This is a genomic window from Eximiradius sp. (assembly GCA_937127445.1).
Classification (GTDB): domain Bacteria; phylum Bacteroidota; class Ignavibacteria; order Kapaibacteriales; family UBA2268; genus JAKIZO01.
In genome coordinates this window covers 262432-280617 of the sequence record CAKZLY010000014.1, presented here as the reverse complement: position 1 = coordinate 280617, position 18186 = coordinate 262432, and the positions used below count along the sequence as shown (strand labels likewise).

Sequence of the window (18186 nt, the reverse complement as noted above, 5' to 3'; positions counted from 1 at the left end):
GGCATTTAAATTGGAGAATATATTAATAAAACATACAAATATTATCGAAAATGTTGAAAATAAAGGAAATATAGAAATGAAAGGCAAAATTCAACACATTAAATCATGGAGAATATCAGCAGTGTGGCTGATAATATGCACATTTACTTTTGTTGGATGCGCTCCATCAGCAGTACGAACAGGAAACAAACCAATCAAAAAAACAAGTTCCGCCAAAGTACAAAAACAGGAAATTCCTATTAACGATAAAATTGCTGAATTCGAAAAAAAAAATAATGTTCAAAGAAGCGAAAGTAGTTCTCAAAACAGGATATTACCTTCATTAGAGGAACAGCTCACCGCAATCAGTAATGAACAAATAACAATGAAGAATCAAATCGCGAATTTGCAAAAAGATGTTGATGAATTGCGTTACACGCTCGACGAAATCAAAGGTTCGCTCGAACAATCGAATGTTGTAGGAAAGAGAAGTGCCGTAGCAGGAATTCCAGTAAGTAGCGAACAATCCGCAGAGACAAAACAACATAGAGCAAGTAATGCTTCTAATTCGAACATTTTGCTTTCGGACGAAGAAGCCGGGAAAAATTACATACAGCAAACCCAAAAATCTGCATCTTTAAGTACACAAAAAGCAAGTAATTCAATAAATACAAATTCAATTAGCAATCAAGCTGTTCAAAAAAGCAGTTCGATTATACAAAAGAGCACAGCTCGGGCGGTTGAAAAGACGCAAAGCAAAGTAAACGAAGGCAACCATCAAGAGAATACCGAAAAAGTCGATATGACGCAATCATTAACATTAATGAGCCAAAGACAATTCGATAAAGCTATTGATGAGCTTGAAAAAGTTGCAAACAATACAAAAAATGAAACAATTAGAAATGAAGCAAAGTATTTGCTTGCTGAAAACCATTCGCAGCTTGGCAATTATGAACAAGCAGCAGAAATATACACTGAACTATTAAAAAAAGGCAGTGGCGAAAAAACAGCAGAAATTGCAATTAAGCTTGCAGATTGCAAAATAAAGTTGGGACGAATAGCAGAAGCAAAAAATACTTACCGCGAAATTATTGAGAAATATCCAAGAAGCGAATATGTCCCGAAAGCACGCAAAATGCTACAGCAAATGTAGCAATACATAAATGAACTTGAATTAACAAGTTGCCAAATCCAATTTCAGTTAAATTAAGTCGTTAATATTTAGTAAATTTGTAAAATTAGAATTTTACAATTGATTTAGGATATTTTAATTTGGAAAACAAATCGAAAAAAGGGAAGCTTTTTATTGTATCGACACCAATTGGCAACAAAGAGGACATAACTTTACGTGCTTTGGGAGTGCTAAAAATTTGTGATTTTGTCATTTGCGAAGAGCTCAAAGAAGGCGCACGATTACTAAAAAACATAAACCTTGAAAAAGAACTTGTTCCACTCAACGAGCAGAACGAGATAGAGCAGACGTTTAGTGTATTGGAGCGGCTGGAAAAAGGAGACCGTGCTTGTTTAGTGTCTGATTGCGGGACACCTTTGCTTGCCGACCCGGGGCACCATTTGCTCAAAGCGGCACTGAAAACTAGCATAGAAATTGAAGTTGTTCCAGGAGCATCAAGTATACTGACGGCGCTTGTGCGTTCCGGATTTGATGCATCCTCGTTTTTCTTTGCAGGAATGTTGAGCCGCAAGGAAGAAGAACGCGTGCACGAACTCACTCAACTTTCTCACTTCCCAAAGACAGTAATTTTGCTGGAAACACCGTATCGATTGAAGCCATTGCTCGAAGCAGCTGCTCGTGTGATGCCAGATAGGCGTGCCTATATTGGTATGAACCTTACAATGATGTACGAAACACATCATTACGGCACCTTTGCTGAACTTTATGAAAAGTTCAAAGACGAAAATATCAAAGCAGAGTTTGTTATTTGCTTTGAGGGACACAAGCAAAACACTTTTTCGAAAGCAGCAGATAAACTTTACAGCCAGTCTGATTATTCAAGTCGCCCTCGAAACAAAAATTATGGGAATTACAAATCTGACAGAAATTTCAAATCCGATAGGAATTATAAATCTGATAGAAATTTTAAGTCTGACAAAAAGCGTTCATATAAATCTGACAATTTTAAAAAGCCAAAGGACAATTCTTCTTTCTAAAATTGGGATTGATAAACATTTGTTTAAAAGAATTTGCATTTTATAAAAAAAAATGCTATATTCTTTTGTAACGCAATTTTGTTTATCACCTCAACAGCTTAGATGAAATATAAAGCATATACAAGAAGCAATTACAAACAGATACCGCAAATAACGAATTTGACTGAGAAGGAAATTTTCGATATAGATGTGGTAAGCATTATTTTTCCATTCAAGACAAACAATTATGTAATTGAAAGATTAATTGACTGGGCTAATTACAAAACTGACCCACTTTTTATGTTAAATTTTCCACAAAAAGGAATGCTGAAAAAAGAGCATTATCAAGAAATTGCAACTATGCTTCGAACGAATACACCGCAAGAAATAATTAAAAAGAGAGCTAATGAAATACATATGCAGTTAAATCCGCACACAAGCGGACAGTTGGAGCTAAATATTCCACAGATTAACGGGAAAAAGTTGTTTGGATTTCAGCATAAATACAAGCAAACATTGTTGATATTCCCAAGCCACGGACAAACTTGCCACGCATATTGCACATTTTGCTTTCGTTGGCCTCAATTTATTGGTGTAGATGAATTGAAATTTGCAACTCAAGAAACTGAATTGATGGTGGAATACATAAAGAACAATCCGCAAATTACTGATGTGCTTTTCACCGGTGGCGATCCATTAATTATGAAAACGAGCAAGCTGCGACAATATATTGAGCCATTGCTCGACGATAGCATTTCGAATGTACAGACAATACGTATAGGGACGAAATCGCTTGCTTTTTGGCCATATAGATTTACAAAGGACGACGATAACCAAGAATTGCTTGATATATTCCGCACAATTGTTTCAAAAGGGCGAAATCTTGCTTTTATGGCACATTTCTGTCATCCGAATGAACTGGCGACCGAAGAAGTTAAGGAAGCAATAAAACGAGTGCTCTCGACAGGTGCAATTATTCGAACTCAATCACCAGTGCTAAAGCATATTAACGACCAACCGGAAATATGGGCAAATATGCTACGTACGCAGATAAATTTAAATCTAATTCCCTACTATATGTTTATTCCACGTGATACTGGTGCAAAAGATTATTTCTCGGTTTCGCTTGAAGAAGCGTGGGATGTATTCAGAAAAGCATATCAAAAAGTTAGTGGAATTTGTCGAACAATTCGTGGGCCGGTAATGTCGGCAACTCCGGGAAAGGTACAAGTATTAGGTGTAACAAAAATAAAAGAAGAGAAAGTATTTGTGCTTAGATTTATACAGGGAAGAAATCCAGATTGGGTATGCAAGCCGTTTTTTGCAAAATACGATAAAAAAGCACAATGGCTTACTGATTTAGAGCCGGCTTTTGGCGCGAAGAAATTTTTCTTCGAGAGCCAGTTAGAGAAATTCTATCATTCTGCGATAGAAGATATTGAATATTACGATTTCGAGTAGAATTATTAATAATCTTGTAATGAAAAATTAAATTGATTTGCCTCTCAAACGAGTTGCAAAAGCTATATGCTTGAGAGTTTTTATAACAATTTCAAATATAAAATCGCTCAAAACAATTAAGTTTTGTTTTCGTCTAACAACCCTATTTTGATGAATATTTCGGGGGCGAATTGAAGCATATAACCCGAGCAGTGTGGGTATTATCGTTAGTAAGCTTTTTTACAGACATAGCGAGCGAGATGTTATATCCGGTTTTGCCGATTTATCTCAAAATAATAGGTTTTTCAATATTATTCATAGGAATATTGGAAGGAATAGCCGAAGCAACGGCTGGGCTTAGCAAAGGCTATTTTGGGAAACTATCGGACGTTACTGGAAAGAGAGTGCCGTTTGTTCGGATGGGGTATGCATTGAGCGCTATATCAAAGCCGATGATAGTAATGCTTGCTCATCCCATCTGGGTGTTTTTTTCGAGGGCACTGGATAGGTTAGGCAAGGGGCTTCGCACAGGTGCAAGAGATGCTTTGCTATCGGACGAAGCAACACCAGAGACCAAAGGCAAAGTGTTTGGATTTCATCGTTCGATGGATACACTGGGTGCAGTAATTGGACCGCTATTAGCATTGATATATCTGTTTTTTTACCCGCAGGATTACGTAACTTTATTTTATCTGGCATTTATTCCCGGAATTATCGCAATACTATTCACCTTTTTTCTGAAAGACAAGCAAAGAACTACTGAAAAAAATTGCAAAAAGACAGGTTTCTTCTCGTTCATTAAATATTGGAAAGAAAGCCCGCAAACATACAGGAAGATTGTAATTGGATTGCTTTTATTTACTTTGTTTAATAGCTCTGATGTATTTTTGCTTCTAAAAGTTAAGCAAGCCGGACTTAATGATACAATGGTTATCGGCACGTATATTTTCTACAATTTAATTTATGCAATATTTTCGTTTCCACTTGGGATAATGGCCGACAAATTCGGACTTAAAAGAATATTTATAATTGGTTTGGTAATTTATGCAGCTGTATATTTTGGTTTTGCGTTGAACGAGAATTTACATGTATTTTATGGGTTGTTCTTTCTTTACGGCATATATGCAGCAGCAACGGAAGGAATATCTAAGGCGTGGTTATCGAACGTAACAGACCAAAAGGATACAGCAACGGCGATAGGTGCATATTCAGCATTTCAGAGTATTTGCACAATGCTTGCAAGTGCGATAGCAGGGCTTTTGTGGTATAAATTTGGCAGTGCAACAACATTTGTTGCAACAGGAAGTATAGCGATAATTGTCGCGATATATTTTATGCTTATAATAAGGTCTAACGGGAAAGAACTACAGACTCAATAAACTTTTTCTACTATTATCTTTGCTAATCATTAAAAAATCTTTATTTTTGTTTAATTATATGTAACGTTTGGATTTACTATGAAAGATATTCAGCTATTTGGATTAGGCAACGGGCTTGTTGATATTCAATATGAGGTCGAGGAAGCCGATCTTGCTGAATTAGGCTTGAAGAAAGGTGAAATGCGACTTGTCGAAAGTGAGGAGCAACGAGTATTGCTCGAGAAATATTCGCATCGCAAGTTCAATAGATGCAGCGGCGGAGCAGCAGCAAATACGATTATTTGTTTTTCGCAGCTTGGCGGCAAAGCTGCTTATTCAACTGTATTGGGAAAAGATGAATTCGGGGAATTTTATGCAAATGAGTTCTTAAATTTAGGCATAGAATTAAAAGCCGAGATGCTTGACAACTACCCAACGGGGATATGCTTTGTATTTATTACACCAGATAGCGAACGCACTATGCATACTTCGCTTGGTGCAACTGCTTTTTTCGGCAAACACAACATTGACGAAACAATAATATTGCGTTCACAATGGATTTATGCCGAAGGATATAAGTTTACAGCACAAAGCAGCACCGAAGCGCTATTTTATTCAGTTGAATTAGCGAAGAAGCACGGGACAAAGGTTTCACTAACATTTTCGGATGTGTTTATTATAGAAAGTTTTCGCAAGAATTTGCAAAAAGTAGTAAATCAATCCGACCTCGTTTTTTGCAACGAAAACGAAGCGCTTTGCTACACAGGCAAGCAAAGTGTAGAAGATGCTATCGAAGCATTAAGCCGCGAGTGTCCAAACGTTGTTGTAACTCTTGGTGGAAACGGCTCGATAGTTAAATGGGAGGGCAATATTTACAGGATTCCGTCCTATCCTGCAAAGTCGGTTGATACAACAGGAGCAGGTGATTGCTTTGCAGGTGGTTTTATGTATGGGATTATCACAACGGGCAGCCCAGTGATTGCTGGACACATAGCTTCGGCTGTCGGTGCACGGGTTGTTTCGCAAATGGGCGCCAGAATTTCGGGCGATTTAAAAGAACTTCGTGATGAAATTTTATTGAAAGTAAAATGAGAAAATTCGTTAGTGTCGTATTGTTTTTAGTTGTTGTTTGTGAATTTGCATATTCTCAGAGCGGAATACGTTTCCCTGAATTATCCAGACGATTGGAAAATTATTTCAACAAAGAAATGATCCAGGATTTGCAGAGGGAATTCCCACAGGGAAGTGATTATACAATTTGGGGATGGGATGTAGGAGATTTTTCGGGCGATGGTGTTCCAGATGCGGCATTTTCGGTGAGAATTGCCGGGCAGCGTGGGCGAATTATGCAAGTTTATTTGTTTGTTGATATTGATGGATATTTTGTTAAAGCGGGTCAATTTGCTTATGAATTTGTTGAGTTGCCGCTTGAAATTGGAGTTGTAATCAGAGATAATGCTTGCTATGTTACTCAAAAGCACAAGCAGTTCAATTGGTTAATACGCGGTTACCGCTTTGATAATGGTGCTTTGATAATGCTGGATGAATTTATAACAGAAAGAATTGATGAATATACTTACGAATCTCATAAAAATTATCAGAATTTGCAGAATACAGATAAATTCATCGTAACAAATTCAGACAAAATCCGCTTTATTGCTGAATATACCACTATCCCGTCATATAGAAGAGGTCGCCAGATATTCAAAGGTTATAGTTCAGAAGTGTATATTGATAATATAAATTTCGTTCCGAAAGGTGCTTTCTGGTGGGGAGGAAATGAAGATTTGTCTTTTTCAATAAGTTCTGTTTGGGACGAAACTTATTTATATATGACGGTAAAAGTGAAAGATGACAGGATTGTGCCGCAAAATTGCGACACCTGCATTTGCGATTATGTGGAAGTTTGGTTTGACGTAAATACAAATGGGAGCAATCGATTTGCTAATATAAAAGGTAATAAATTAACGTTCAAAGAAAGCATAGAAAGTGGAATATTTAATATCAAAATATATCCAGGCAACTTTTTAGATAGAACTGCGTCGGTAAAGGTAAGCACAACAGACGAATTAGAACCTTATCAGAAAATTGCTGCTCACGATATAATGGCAATTTCGGATATTCAAGATACGATGTATTTGGTGCGTTTCAAAGTGCCATTTGCATTTTTTGGAATACAGGGCAATCCAGTTGCTACTGGCAAACTAATCGAATTTGGTTGCACAGTTTCAGTACATGATTACGATAATGAATTTCGTCCAGAAGAATACACACGCAAGAATAGTTCAGTATTCGACCCGCAAAATCCTGCTACATACGGAGCGTTAGTTCTTGTACCTGACGATATGTGGTATGGCTCATCGAAAAACATATATTTAGAGGACATTCTCAAAACGCTTGTAGAATATGGTTTCTAAAAATAAAGTAAAAGTAAAGGATGCGCTTTTCCGCTCGATGAGAGAGATGGCGCCGTTTATGAATTTAGGTATGCAGATGGCTCTTCCCGTTGTATTATTTACTTTGCTTGGATGGTGGATAGATAGCAAAAACAACTCCTCCCCACTTTTTATTTTATTATTCGCAGCGATTGGAGTATTTGCAGCATTTTATTATTTTTTCAAGGCTATAAAGAAAAAATGATCGAAGGATATATCAAATACAATACAATTTGCATTGGGAATGAATATCCCGAAGCAATACAAATTGTTGATTTGCAAGTTTTGCGAAATGATTTAAAGATAAACAACTTAATTGGAATGCTACCAGATGGGACTGGCTATGGTAACGTTAGCAAGAAGTGGGATAATAAGATCATAGTTACCGGCTCGCAGACTGGTGGCAATGCAATTCTCAATTGTAGCGATTACTCAATAATTCACGATTACGATATTTTGAAAAATACATTAGTTTATAGCGGATTGCGTCCTCCATCGTCGGAAACTATTACCCACATTGCAATTTATGAAGCGAAACCAAATACAAAGTTTGTTTCTCACTTGCATAATAATGAAATTTGGAATAAATTAATCATTAATGGAGCTAAGACTAACGGTTTATCAGAATATGGGACCGTAGAAATAGCGTTAGAAGCGAAAGAATACGTTTCTGGAATTACTGGTAACGCAGGTATTTTTGCATTAAGTGGGCACAAAGATGGAGTAATTGCTTATTCAGATGGGTTAAAGTCGATTATTACTTTAATTCATGAACATATTAAGTAACTTCTGCACATCGATTATCATTACAGGCTTGTTGTTGTAAACTGACGAGGCTGCAACAAACTGGGTTACACTGAGTAGTTTATTCGTGGGAGCGGGGACAAGTTCTGCCTCACCGACGAATTTGTCGAAAATCAGAGCAATATTGATATTAAAGTCGTTCACCAAAAGAACGGGTTTATTTTTGCTAATGTATTCGGCTTCAATATTTAAAACTTCTCGCATATCAATTGATTTGGCGTCGTGGAACTGCTTGCAAAAAGTTTTTTCATCTATAAGAGCTTCGCAATTAAGCAGTGGCACTGCATAGAGATTGCTTGCAACCTCGAAAACAAGAGATTTCAGCAATACATAATTCATATTGAATGAAATAGTAAGTTTTGTGCCGGAATTGGGTTCAGAGTTAATATCAACACGACCGTTGTTATTGTTTATCAAATTGAATAAGCCTTCGGAACGCAAAGCAATAGATGAAGCATTTTCACCTTTGCCATCATCAATAATCTCAATAATAAGTTTTCCGCTCAAAGTACGAGCAGAAAGTGATATTTCAGCTATTTCGGGCTTTTCATTTCGCAAATTAGGTGGCTCGATATTGTGTATGATTATATCGCGGAGCAATTGCGGGAGAAGGATTTCGAGCAAAGTGTACAATTCTGAACCGATTCGGACAAATCTGCCTGAAATTTTGAGGCTAACTTTTTTGTTTGCATAGTTTGCTAAGTCATTTGCAAGTTCATTATATCCACGAACTAAGTCGCCAAAAGCAACTGAACGAAAATTATAAAGACCATTATAGATTGTATTAATTCGACTTTTTATATTTTGTAGATACTCGTCTGCTGTAGTAGAATGAGAATCCAGTTGTGAAATAATTTCATCAAGTTTTTTCGCATTGTTCGTTGCAATTTCGGTAAGAGCCTCTGTATTTGTAATATTATACAAGATATTATTATTATCGAGCTGGATTTGTCGAATGAGCGATTTCAAAGATTTGAGGTTGTTAATAGAATTAGCAATTGGAGCAAGGTTTGAAATTATATTGATAGTAGCATCGAGCAAACGATTATATTTGGAATAATCATTGAGCTGAGACGACTTGTAACCAAAATAATAGAGTTTATTATCGGAAAAAACATCACTATCCGAGCTTAAGAACGGAATAATTTCGTCGCTTGCTAATTTAGCAGAAGGTGTTGGTTTCAATTGTTCCTGTTCGGTAAGGAAGGAGCGCAGAAAATCAGAATAAGTGTCTATATAATCGCTATAATCCTTGATTTTGTCTATGATTGCTATGGCACTTGTTGCGGCAATTCCCTTGAACAATCGATTGCAGTTCAATAATAAATCCATCTGATATGGATTAATCGGGACATTGTGTTCGGCAAGGAAGCGAATAAAATCACCCATAGCGTCAGCAAGGTCGAAGGCTTTCGATACGCCCGCACTTATTGCAGCACCTTTGATAGTGTTCAAAGCCTGTGAAATTGGAACAACATCTATTGCTTCTTTTTGATTTTCAGATTGTTCCAAAACTTGCTCGATAGTGCTAACAGAACGGGCGATCGCGTACTTAAATTTTTCGAGCAAAATACCTTTGCTTTGAAGTTCGTCGGTAGCTGTTTCGGGTTTTGTTTTTGTTGGTTGAACTTTTTTTATTCTATGTGGTGCTGCAATTGATTGCAAATCAGCAGTAATTTCATTGATAATTGCGAATTCCGAATTAAGCAATTCAAGAATTTCGTAAGCGGAAAATTGTATAATTGAATAGTAGAAATCATTTGCACGTAATATCACATCAATATCGTTCGGGAACAAATCTAATCGTTTTTCTTTTGCGAGTGAAATTACTTTAAGCATCACATCAGCAATAAGAACAGCATTATTAACCGACAATTTCTTTGCGGAAAGCCTGATTTGATTAATAGAATTGGCAGTGTTTGCCAATAGTTCCGAAATTCGATATTTTTCGTAATCGAGCAAGCAAGTCTCGATTATATCGCAATGACGGCGGCAAGTTTCCTTAAGATATTCAATATTTTGCTCAATATTGCTCAAATTCGAGTTCTCTAATTAATTCAAATATCATTTCGATATTTAGAAAATAGTAATCTCTTTGCTGAATTTTAAGGCTGCCGTGCAATGAACCGTCAATTTTTGAGGACGTATTGAGAGCAAACGGAAAACGAACAAAGTCCACTTCTATCCCAAATCGAAAATCACCGTCGTTGAAAATTATTGTACAGAAATTCTCGCTGTTGTTCTGGAAATTACCCAGTTGCTGTAAATCAACTATCGGTAAGATAGATCCTTCGTAGGCAATAAGTCCTGAAATCCATTTAGGAAAATCTTTATTTGTGTATTTCTCTCGATTTGGAATTACTATTTCAACAAACTTACTATTAGCAACAAAGTTAATATTGCCAATTTTGAAAGGCAATAAAATAAGTTTTCTATTTATACTACTTAAATGAGATTGTTCGAAATTCTTATTTGAAGACGAGTCAGACTTGAAAAAGTCATTATCTGAAAATTTTCTTTTATAATATTTAATCTTACGGACCGCCATTATATTTTCTCTGAAATATCAATCAAATCTTCAATAATTCCACCGAGTTTTGAAAGGTTGCTTTTTGCTGTTTCCGTATTTTTCAGGATGTTGCGAAATTCGTCGACCACATAATTAAATTTAGTTGAAATAGAAGCAAGGCGTTCGTTGAATTTTGAGTACTCAAGCAGCATTTTGGCGATATCAGATTGGGTTGGAGTGTTTTCCAAAACTATTTCAATAGTTTCCAGGTCGTTGCTACAAGCATAAATTGCATTTCGTGCTTCGGTAGCAAGGTAATAGAGCTGGTCTTGTGTGTTGAGAAGATTTTCGGATATTTTTTTGATTTCGGTAGACAATAATTCCATTTTGCTTGAACTTACCCTTTCGGCAAAGATGGAAGAATTTACTGCGATAAGGTATGTATGGTCTGATATTTTTTTCAGAGCGTTCAGTTCTGCAAAGATTTTATCAAGTTTATCTGTTAAAAGTTTTGCTTTGGTGCGAATGATAATTGCTTTTTGCTTAATTTTTTCTTTTGCCGAATTGTTGTTGAATTTGGAAGAAATTTCCGTGGGTGTTTCCCATCGTGAAAGTTCCTGTGCAGTGGTTGCAAGTTGGGTAATTTTGACAGTCAAGCCGGTAGTTTTCTCAATTAAGTTTTCGAAGGCAAGTTCAGCATTTTCCTTCAGTTGCCCAATTTTATCGATTACGGCGATCAAACGATTAATTTTAATTTCAATGAAATCTTGCAAATCAAATTTATCTTGTTGCAAATCGTAAATAGTTTTATTTATTTTATTTAATGATTTAATTAATTCATCCTTTGCAATTTCACCTTTGAATGATTTTTCGATAACTTCATTTTCAAATTCACGGCTTTTACCTTCGGCAACGTAGTTAAGTAATTTCAGAAAGTTCTGTTCTTTTTCGTTCAATTTTTTGGCAAAATTGTCTGAAACGCGCACAGAATAGAAGACAAGCAACACCGCAACAAGGATAGCAACAGCAAGAACCAATTTCAGTCCATTTACTCGCAAACCCGAAGACATAATTTTGGGTTGCTGTGGGAAATCAATCAATACTAACAAGTTCAATTTACTTGAATAAATAGTTGAACGACCCCAATCATAGTCGCAATTCTGGGAATCTATGTTGTTCAGGTGCAAGCTATCAGCCCAGGCTAAAGTGCTTTTGCGAGGCATTGCCCCGACCGAAAGAAGAACATTTTTAGAGAAGGCATCATAATAAGCGATATTATAATTTAGCTTTGATATGTTGAAATCGATTATGCCCGAAAGTTTGCTGAGAATACCCATCATTCCGATAATTTTGCCCTGTCGGTTGATTAGTCGGCGAAAGGTGACAGAATAAATGTTATCGTTAATGTTTTGCAAAATGGTGAAACTTTGACCTTTGAATATTTTTTCGATTAGTAATGCAACCGATTGATTTTTCCCGGGGCTAATCAAATTAAGTTTAAAATTATCAGGAAGATAGTAGAAGGTGTGATTAATGAGAAACATGTCGCCGCTTTCGCTAATTCTCTGGAATAAGAGAATATCGCTGCCTGAAACTGATTTCAAGAATTGCAGAAAAGGATGTATTTTATTTCTTTCGTTCCTGCTTAAATTAATATTACCGAAGTATAGAGAAGGTATGCTTTCGTAATACATTTTTTCAAATGGGACATCAGGAAGGAGTCGCCAGCCAGGACCAAATTTCAAATTTTCGTCAATAGCATAAGCAGCTCTTTCGAAATTAACAGAAACATTTTGTTCTATGTATTTGCAAAGCAAGTCTGTTGTTTTACTAATTTGTTGCGAAACTTTCTTCTGCTCGGGACTTTGCTCGGTTGGCAAACTGCTCGAAAGAGCATAAATCCCAATTGCAACAATAATTCCGAAGAGGGTGATGCTCCCAAAATTTGCTTTAAGAAGCGTTCGCAAAAAGTATTTTTTTTCGTCGAAATTCAATTTAATTTCGCTCCGTATTTATCAACAATTGATTTATCAAATTTCTTGCCAAAAATTCACAACAGGTAAGTCGCTGTATTCTAACAACTTACAACAGCGCATATTTTGAATAATTTAGAAATAATTAAATGTAAATTATAATGATTTATTTTTAATTTTGTAAAAGAGGAATATAAAAATGGTGTTAGATGCAATTAGCAGCAGGAATTTGTATAGGTGCTTCGAGCGTTAAATTAGCAATTCTCCGCCAAACAAATTTGGAAGGGCTTGCCATTCATAATTGGGAAGTGCAACCTCATAACGGAAAGCCACAGGAAGTAATCAAGCACTTATATAAGAAATATAATCTTCACAAAACACCTATTACATTCACTGGCAGGAAGTTTCGTTCGATTATCAATGCAACCAATATATCAGAACCGGAAGCAACAGAAATTGCATATAACTATCTTTACGGGACTGGAGAATTCGATGCGATTGCTTCGCTCGGTAGTGAAACTTTCCTTGTTTATACTCTCGACAATTATGGGAAAATCTCTGGTATTATCACAAAAAACCAGTGTGCTTCAGGAACAGGCGAATTTTTTCTGCAACAAATAAAGCGAATGCACCTTTCGCTCGAAGAGATAAACGAAATAACCCAAGATGCCCAACCTTTTCGTGTTTCTGGACGCTGCTCTGTTTTCTGCAAGTCTGATTGCACTCACGCACTCAACAAAGGTGTGCCAAAGGCGGAAGTTGCATCAGGACTTTCGCAAATGATTGCCGAAAAAGCTCAGGAACTGCTCGAAAAACATGAAATAGAGCGGGTATTGTTGCTTGGTGGCGTAACTCGCAATAGTGCTGTGATGAAATTTTTGCAAGAGAAGTATCCAGATGCAGAAGTTTCTGATTTTTCGGATGTTTTCGAGGCATTTGGTGCGGCAATATACGCCTACGAAAACAAAGTCGAGCCAATTGCTGATTACGAGCAAATTTTCAAAAGCAAAGAAAGTTCATTTGCGTTTTTGCCACCGATTGCGAAGTATGCGGACAAAGTCAAGTTCGAGAAAATCAGCATACGTCGGGCAAATGAAGGCGAACGCTGCATCATTGGACTGGACGTGGGTTCGACAACTACAAAAGCGGTAGCACTAAGTGCTGAAACAAAGGAAATACTTGCTAAATCTTATCTATACACATACGGCAATCCTATCGAAGCATCTAAGAATTGCTATCGCGACCTTCGAACGCAATTGCCCGGTAGCATACAAATCATTGGCATTGGCACAACCGGTTCGGGACGCCACATTGCCGCACTTCACGCCGAAACCGAAGCTGTCATAAACGAAATTACCGCACATTCGACAGCGGCTGTGCATTTCGACGAGGGTGTCGATACAATTTTTGAAATTGGCGGTCAGGACGCAAAATATACTTACATAGTCAATCGAGTTCCAGCCGATTACGCAATGAATGAAGCCTGCTCGGCAGGAACTGGGTCGTTTCTGGAAGAAGCAGCAAGCGAAAGCCTAAAAGTAGCACTCCGAGAGATTGAACAATTGGCAATGAATGCGGATAATCCGCCTAATTTCAGTGACCAATGCGCTGCTTTCATCGGTTCAGATATAAAAACTGCACAGCAAGAGGGAATATCGCGTGAAAATATTGTAGCAGGGCTTGTTTATTCTGTTTGCATGAATTACGCAAATCGTGTAAAAGGTAACCGTCCGATGGGGAACAAGATATTTATGCAAGGTGGGGTTTGCTACAACCGTGCTGTGCCAATTGCAATGGCTGCCATTACAGGCAAAGAGATTATTGTTCCGCCAGAACCTGGACTGATGGGGGCACTTGGTGTGGCACTCGATGTGTTGAACAAAATAAATCTTGGAATATACAAAGAGAAAAAATTCGATCTCGATGTTCTCATAAATCGCGAAGTATTCTACAAAAAGCCATTCATCTGCCGTGGTGGCAAAGAAAAATGCGACCTAAAATGCACAATAAACTTAATACAAATTGAGAACCGCACTTATCCTTTTGGTGGCGCTTGTGATAAGTATTATTCAATCAATCTTAAACGCGATGCAAACATTCGAAAATTCGACTATGTTTCATTACGAAATCATTTGTTCTTTAAAAAGTATGCACCAGAAAGCGATTTGCTACCAGATGCGAAAACCATTGGAATTAACAATTCGTTTTTGACGCACTCGCTTTATCCACTGTTTTATAACTTTTTTACTCAATTAGGCTTTCGGGTTATAATCCCAGAAAAGCCAGACAAAAGAGGTTTCGAGCGAGAAATCTCATCGTTTTGCTTTCCGGCGCAACTTTCGCTTGGTTTGATGGAAGAATTACTAAATCAAAACCCCAATTACGTATTTCTTCCAGCTGTTTTCGAGATAAACGCAGGCGACAGAGAACTGCAGAGGCTTGATTTCAATTGTACTTGCGTATTTGTAAGCGGTGAGGCGTTCTTTTTGCGGCAGGCGTTCAAGGATAGATTGCAGAATATTCCGATTTTAACTGAAAACCTCAATTTTGCGAATGGTTTCGAGCGGGAATTAGATAAATTTTGCAATATTGCAGCAAAAATTGGCATAACAGACAAAGAAAAAATTCGTTCGGCACTTGAATTTGCAATTGAGATGCAACACCGCTGCCAGCAAGAAGCATACGAGCTTGGTAGGCAAGCGCTCAAAGAAATAGAGCAATCACCTGATAAATTTGGTGTTGTGCTTGTAGGTCGGCACTACAATTCATTTCCTGATTTTGCAAATAAGGGCATACCGCAGAAGTATGCGTCGCGAGGAATTTACGTTTTGCCGTTCGATTTATTCGATTGTTCGGCGGAAACAATCGACGATGATATGTTCTGGGAAGCAGGCAAAAGAATTTTGCGTGTTGGCAAATTTATCAAAAAACATAAACAACTATTTGCAACTTATATAACAAATTTCTCGTGTGGACCTGACTCGATGATTATTAGTTCGTTTCGGGATATTATGAAGGACAAACCATCGCTAACGCTCGAACTCGATAGTCATTCTGCCGATGCAGGGATAAACACACGAATTGATGCTTCAATCGATATTATCAATAACTATCTTCGAATAAATAAAAGTTCTCACTCAAAATCAATAAATTTAGCACGAATTGAATTTGCCGAGCCTGTTGCTCGTTTTGTTACATCTTCGGGGCAAGTTGTGCCACTGAACGATCCAAGCGTTGAAATACTTATTCCCTCGATGGGTGAGCTTTCGGCTAAATTTTTTGCTGCTGCATTGAGAACATTAGGCTTTCGGGCAAAAGCATTGGATGTACCAACACCTGAAGTATTGAAGCTCGGGCGGGCAAATTGCACTGGCAAGGAATGTCTGCCGCTTATTATTATGGTAGGCTTGCTTGTAGATTATATCGAAAATCACTGGGATGGACAGGGGAATATAGCATATTTCACTGTTCAAGGAGCTGGGAATTGTCGACTTGGACAGTATCCGGTATATATACGTCAGTTGCTTGAACGACGTGGTATAGAGAATATAGCACAAATGGTGCTAATGAACGAGGACGGTTTTGCTGGGCTTGGTGAAAATTTTGCTCTGCGTGGCATTCAAGCAATTCTGGCTGCAGATGTTATCGAAGATATTCGCAATGCTATTCTGGCTAACGCTGAAAACCCAGACGAAGGAATAGAGATTTTCCATAAAGAGTATGATAAATTAATTCAAGATTACGAAAGTGCCCCCGAGCAGATATACAATCATCTGGAAAAGTTTGCGTATGCTTTGAAGCACAAAATTCCCGCAAGAATACCAATAGAAAAATCGCGCTATATTGCATTTGTTGGAGAAATTTACGTCAGACGCGACCATTTTGCCCATAAGTGGTTGAACGAGTATTTTGCGAAACGTGGATTTGTTTTGCTTCCGGCTCATATTTCGGAATGGATTTTCTATGTAGATTATTTGCTGCAAATAGACTTGCTCGAAAGCGAAAAATCGCTTCGGAAGAAGTTCGAGCGGCAAATTCGTAATTTCTTCATGCGCGACGCCGAAAGAAGAATCAAAAAGACGCTCGAAAAAAGTGGATACTATAAGTTTCATCGTATAGAAATTGAACCGATTTTGAAGCATAGCAGGCACTTGCTGCCATACGAATTCAAAGGTGAACCTGGTCTAACTCTGGGCATATCTCTCAAAGACGGACTTGAAAAATATTGCGGAATTATCAATTTCGGACCATTTACCTGTATGCCTACACGATTTACAGAAGCAGTAGGGCTACCTGAGATGAACATTGATGGGAAATTGCGGGCGAAAATGCAATGCAATCAGGATATTTCGTTTGCAAGCATTTTCGATGGAATTGAGAGAATACCGTTTTTGACAATTGAAACAGACGGGAACGTGTATTCACAAATAATCGAGGCACGACTCGAAACATTCGCACTTGCCGCTGAAAGGGTTGCCCAAGCACGTGAGAGCCGTACAAATGGAGTTCAAAATTTAAGTTTTCGACAGCGAGTTAGCAAATTTTTCAATGATTAGTTGATGAACATACTCGGGCTTGATTAATTCCATACAGTTGTGATGACCGAGCGGGCAGCGGTGGCCGCCATGCTTGCTGCAAGGACGGCAATCGAGAGTCACTTCAAGCATTTTATCGTTCGGGCGGTATGGAAAGCAACCAAATCGCTGAACAGTGGGACCAAAGAAAGCGAAAACGTCCGTTCCAACTGCGTTAGCAATATGCAACGGACTGCTATCGTTGCAAACAAGTAAGTCCATCTCGCTAATCAATGCAGTGGATTCGAGTAAATTTAATTTCCCAGCCAAATTAAATGTATTTGGGTTTTGAGAATGGGAAATGATTTTTTCGCAAAGTTCATTTTCTTGCTTACTTCCTATAAGAAATACATCAATATTATCTGAAAGAAGCAATTTTGCAAGTTCAGCATAATATTCCCAGGGCCATTTTTTTGTTTCCCAGACGGAGCCGGGAGCAATTGCAATTTTAATATTGTTGGGATTGCTGTATTTGTCAATAATTTCTTTCGCTTTTAACACTTCCGCTTCGGAGAGAAAAATTTCGGTACTATCAGAAAAAGATTTTTTGCTCAGCGGTTCGAGCAATTTTAATACTCTCAAGCGATTGTGCAAGCCTTTGGGAAGAAGCACTTTATCTGATGCAAAAAGTAGTCTTCTGTAACCTATACGGCGACCTATTCCAGCAAATAAAAGAATAAAAGCACTTGTATATGAACTTTGTACCGAAATTCCGATGTCGTATTTTTCTTTGCGGAATCTTTGAATAATGTGAAAGAAGCTAAAAATTTTTCGAACAACACCGCTCTTTTTATCAAAAGTGTAAATTTTATCAATATACGGATTATATTTAAGAATAATTGAGGATTGTGGAATTACAAGTACATCAATTTGTGCTTTCGGAAAAACTTCGCGCAAAGCACGGAAAATTGGCGTAGTCATAATAAGGTCGCCGATGAAGGCAGTTTGAATAACCAAGATTTTCAT

General features: G+C 37.5%; 13 protein-coding genes. 9 read left to right on the top strand and 4 right to left on the bottom strand.

All coding sequences use genetic code 11. From position 1 onward, the window contains the following. The first annotated feature begins 76 nt into the window (after positions 1-76). From AC6QZF_RS03975 to AC6QZF_RS03940, 8 genes are all read left to right on the top strand, one after another. Positions 77-1132 carry a tetratricopeptide repeat protein gene (locus tag AC6QZF_RS03975; RefSeq protein WP_499798574.1) on the top strand — a complete coding sequence of 352 codons (1056 nt, stop codon included), beginning with the start codon at positions 77-79 and terminating at the stop codon, positions 1130-1132. Between the two features lie 119 nt (positions 1133-1251). Beyond that, positions 1252-2148, top strand: coding sequence for a 16S rRNA (cytidine(1402)-2'-O)-methyltransferase (gene rsmI / locus AC6QZF_RS03970; RefSeq protein ID WP_499798573.1), 897 nt, complete (start codon positions 1252-1254; stop codon positions 2146-2148). 102 nt (positions 2149-2250) lie between these two features. Next, complete coding sequence (locus tag AC6QZF_RS03965) at positions 2251-3588, top strand: KamA family radical SAM protein (protein WP_499798572.1); 1338 nt, start codon at positions 2251-2253, stop codon at positions 3586-3588. 170 nt (positions 3589-3758) lie between these two features. Continuing rightward, positions 3759-4946 (top strand): MFS transporter, encoded by a 1188-nt coding sequence (locus AC6QZF_RS03960; protein WP_499798571.1) that lies wholly within the window; start codon positions 3759-3761, stop codon positions 4944-4946. Between the two features lie 78 nt (positions 4947-5024). Next, positions 5025-6017 carry an adenosine kinase gene (locus AC6QZF_RS03955; protein ID WP_499798570.1) on the top strand — a complete coding sequence of 331 codons (993 nt, stop codon included), beginning with the start codon at positions 5025-5027 and terminating at the stop codon, positions 6015-6017. Next, positions 6014-7342, top strand: coding sequence for a sugar-binding protein (locus tag AC6QZF_RS03950; RefSeq protein WP_499798569.1), 1329 nt, complete (start codon positions 6014-6016; stop codon positions 7340-7342). Before AC6QZF_RS03955 ends, AC6QZF_RS03950 begins: the two co-directional genes overlap by 4 nt. Further along, complete coding sequence (locus tag AC6QZF_RS03945; protein WP_499798568.1) at positions 7332-7565, top strand: AtpZ/AtpI family protein; 234 nt, start codon at positions 7332-7334, stop codon at positions 7563-7565. Before AC6QZF_RS03950 ends, AC6QZF_RS03945 begins: the two co-directional genes overlap by 11 nt. Continuing rightward, positions 7562-8146 (top strand): class II aldolase/adducin family protein, encoded by a 585-nt coding sequence (locus AC6QZF_RS03940; protein ID WP_499798567.1) that lies wholly within the window; start codon positions 7562-7564, stop codon positions 8144-8146. The genes AC6QZF_RS03945 and AC6QZF_RS03940 overlap by 4 nt, the downstream gene beginning before the upstream one ends. On the opposite strand, the gene AC6QZF_RS03935 is transcribed toward AC6QZF_RS03940, so the two are convergent. The 3 genes from AC6QZF_RS03935 to AC6QZF_RS03925 are packed head-to-tail and all read right to left on the bottom strand — an operon-like array spanning position 8123 to position 12667. Next, a complete protein-coding gene (locus AC6QZF_RS03935) occupies positions 8123-10201 on the bottom strand; it encodes a chemotaxis protein CheW (protein ID WP_499798566.1) in 2079 nt (692 codons plus the stop codon). The genes AC6QZF_RS03940 and AC6QZF_RS03935 overlap by 24 nt on opposite strands. Next, a complete protein-coding gene (locus AC6QZF_RS03930; RefSeq protein ID WP_499798565.1) occupies positions 10188-10712 on the bottom strand; it encodes a chemotaxis protein CheW in 525 nt (174 codons plus the stop codon). Before AC6QZF_RS03930 ends, AC6QZF_RS03935 begins: the two co-directional genes overlap by 14 nt. After that, positions 10712-12667, bottom strand: a complete 1956-nt coding sequence (locus AC6QZF_RS03925; RefSeq protein WP_499798564.1) for a hypothetical protein — start codon at positions 12665-12667, stop codon at positions 10712-10714. Before AC6QZF_RS03925 ends, AC6QZF_RS03930 begins: the two co-directional genes overlap by 1 nt. A 188-nt stretch (positions 12668-12855) precedes the next feature. Between AC6QZF_RS03925 and AC6QZF_RS03920 the strand changes: the two genes are divergently transcribed. Continuing rightward, positions 12856-17202, top strand: coding sequence for an acyl-CoA dehydratase activase (locus AC6QZF_RS03920; protein ID WP_499798563.1), 4347 nt, complete (start codon positions 12856-12858; stop codon positions 17200-17202). On the opposite strand, the gene waaF is transcribed toward AC6QZF_RS03920, so the two are convergent. Further along, positions 17161-18186 (bottom strand): lipopolysaccharide heptosyltransferase II, encoded by a 1026-nt coding sequence (waaF, locus tag AC6QZF_RS03915; RefSeq protein WP_499798562.1) that lies wholly within the window; start codon positions 18184-18186, stop codon positions 17161-17163. The genes AC6QZF_RS03920 and waaF overlap by 42 nt on opposite strands.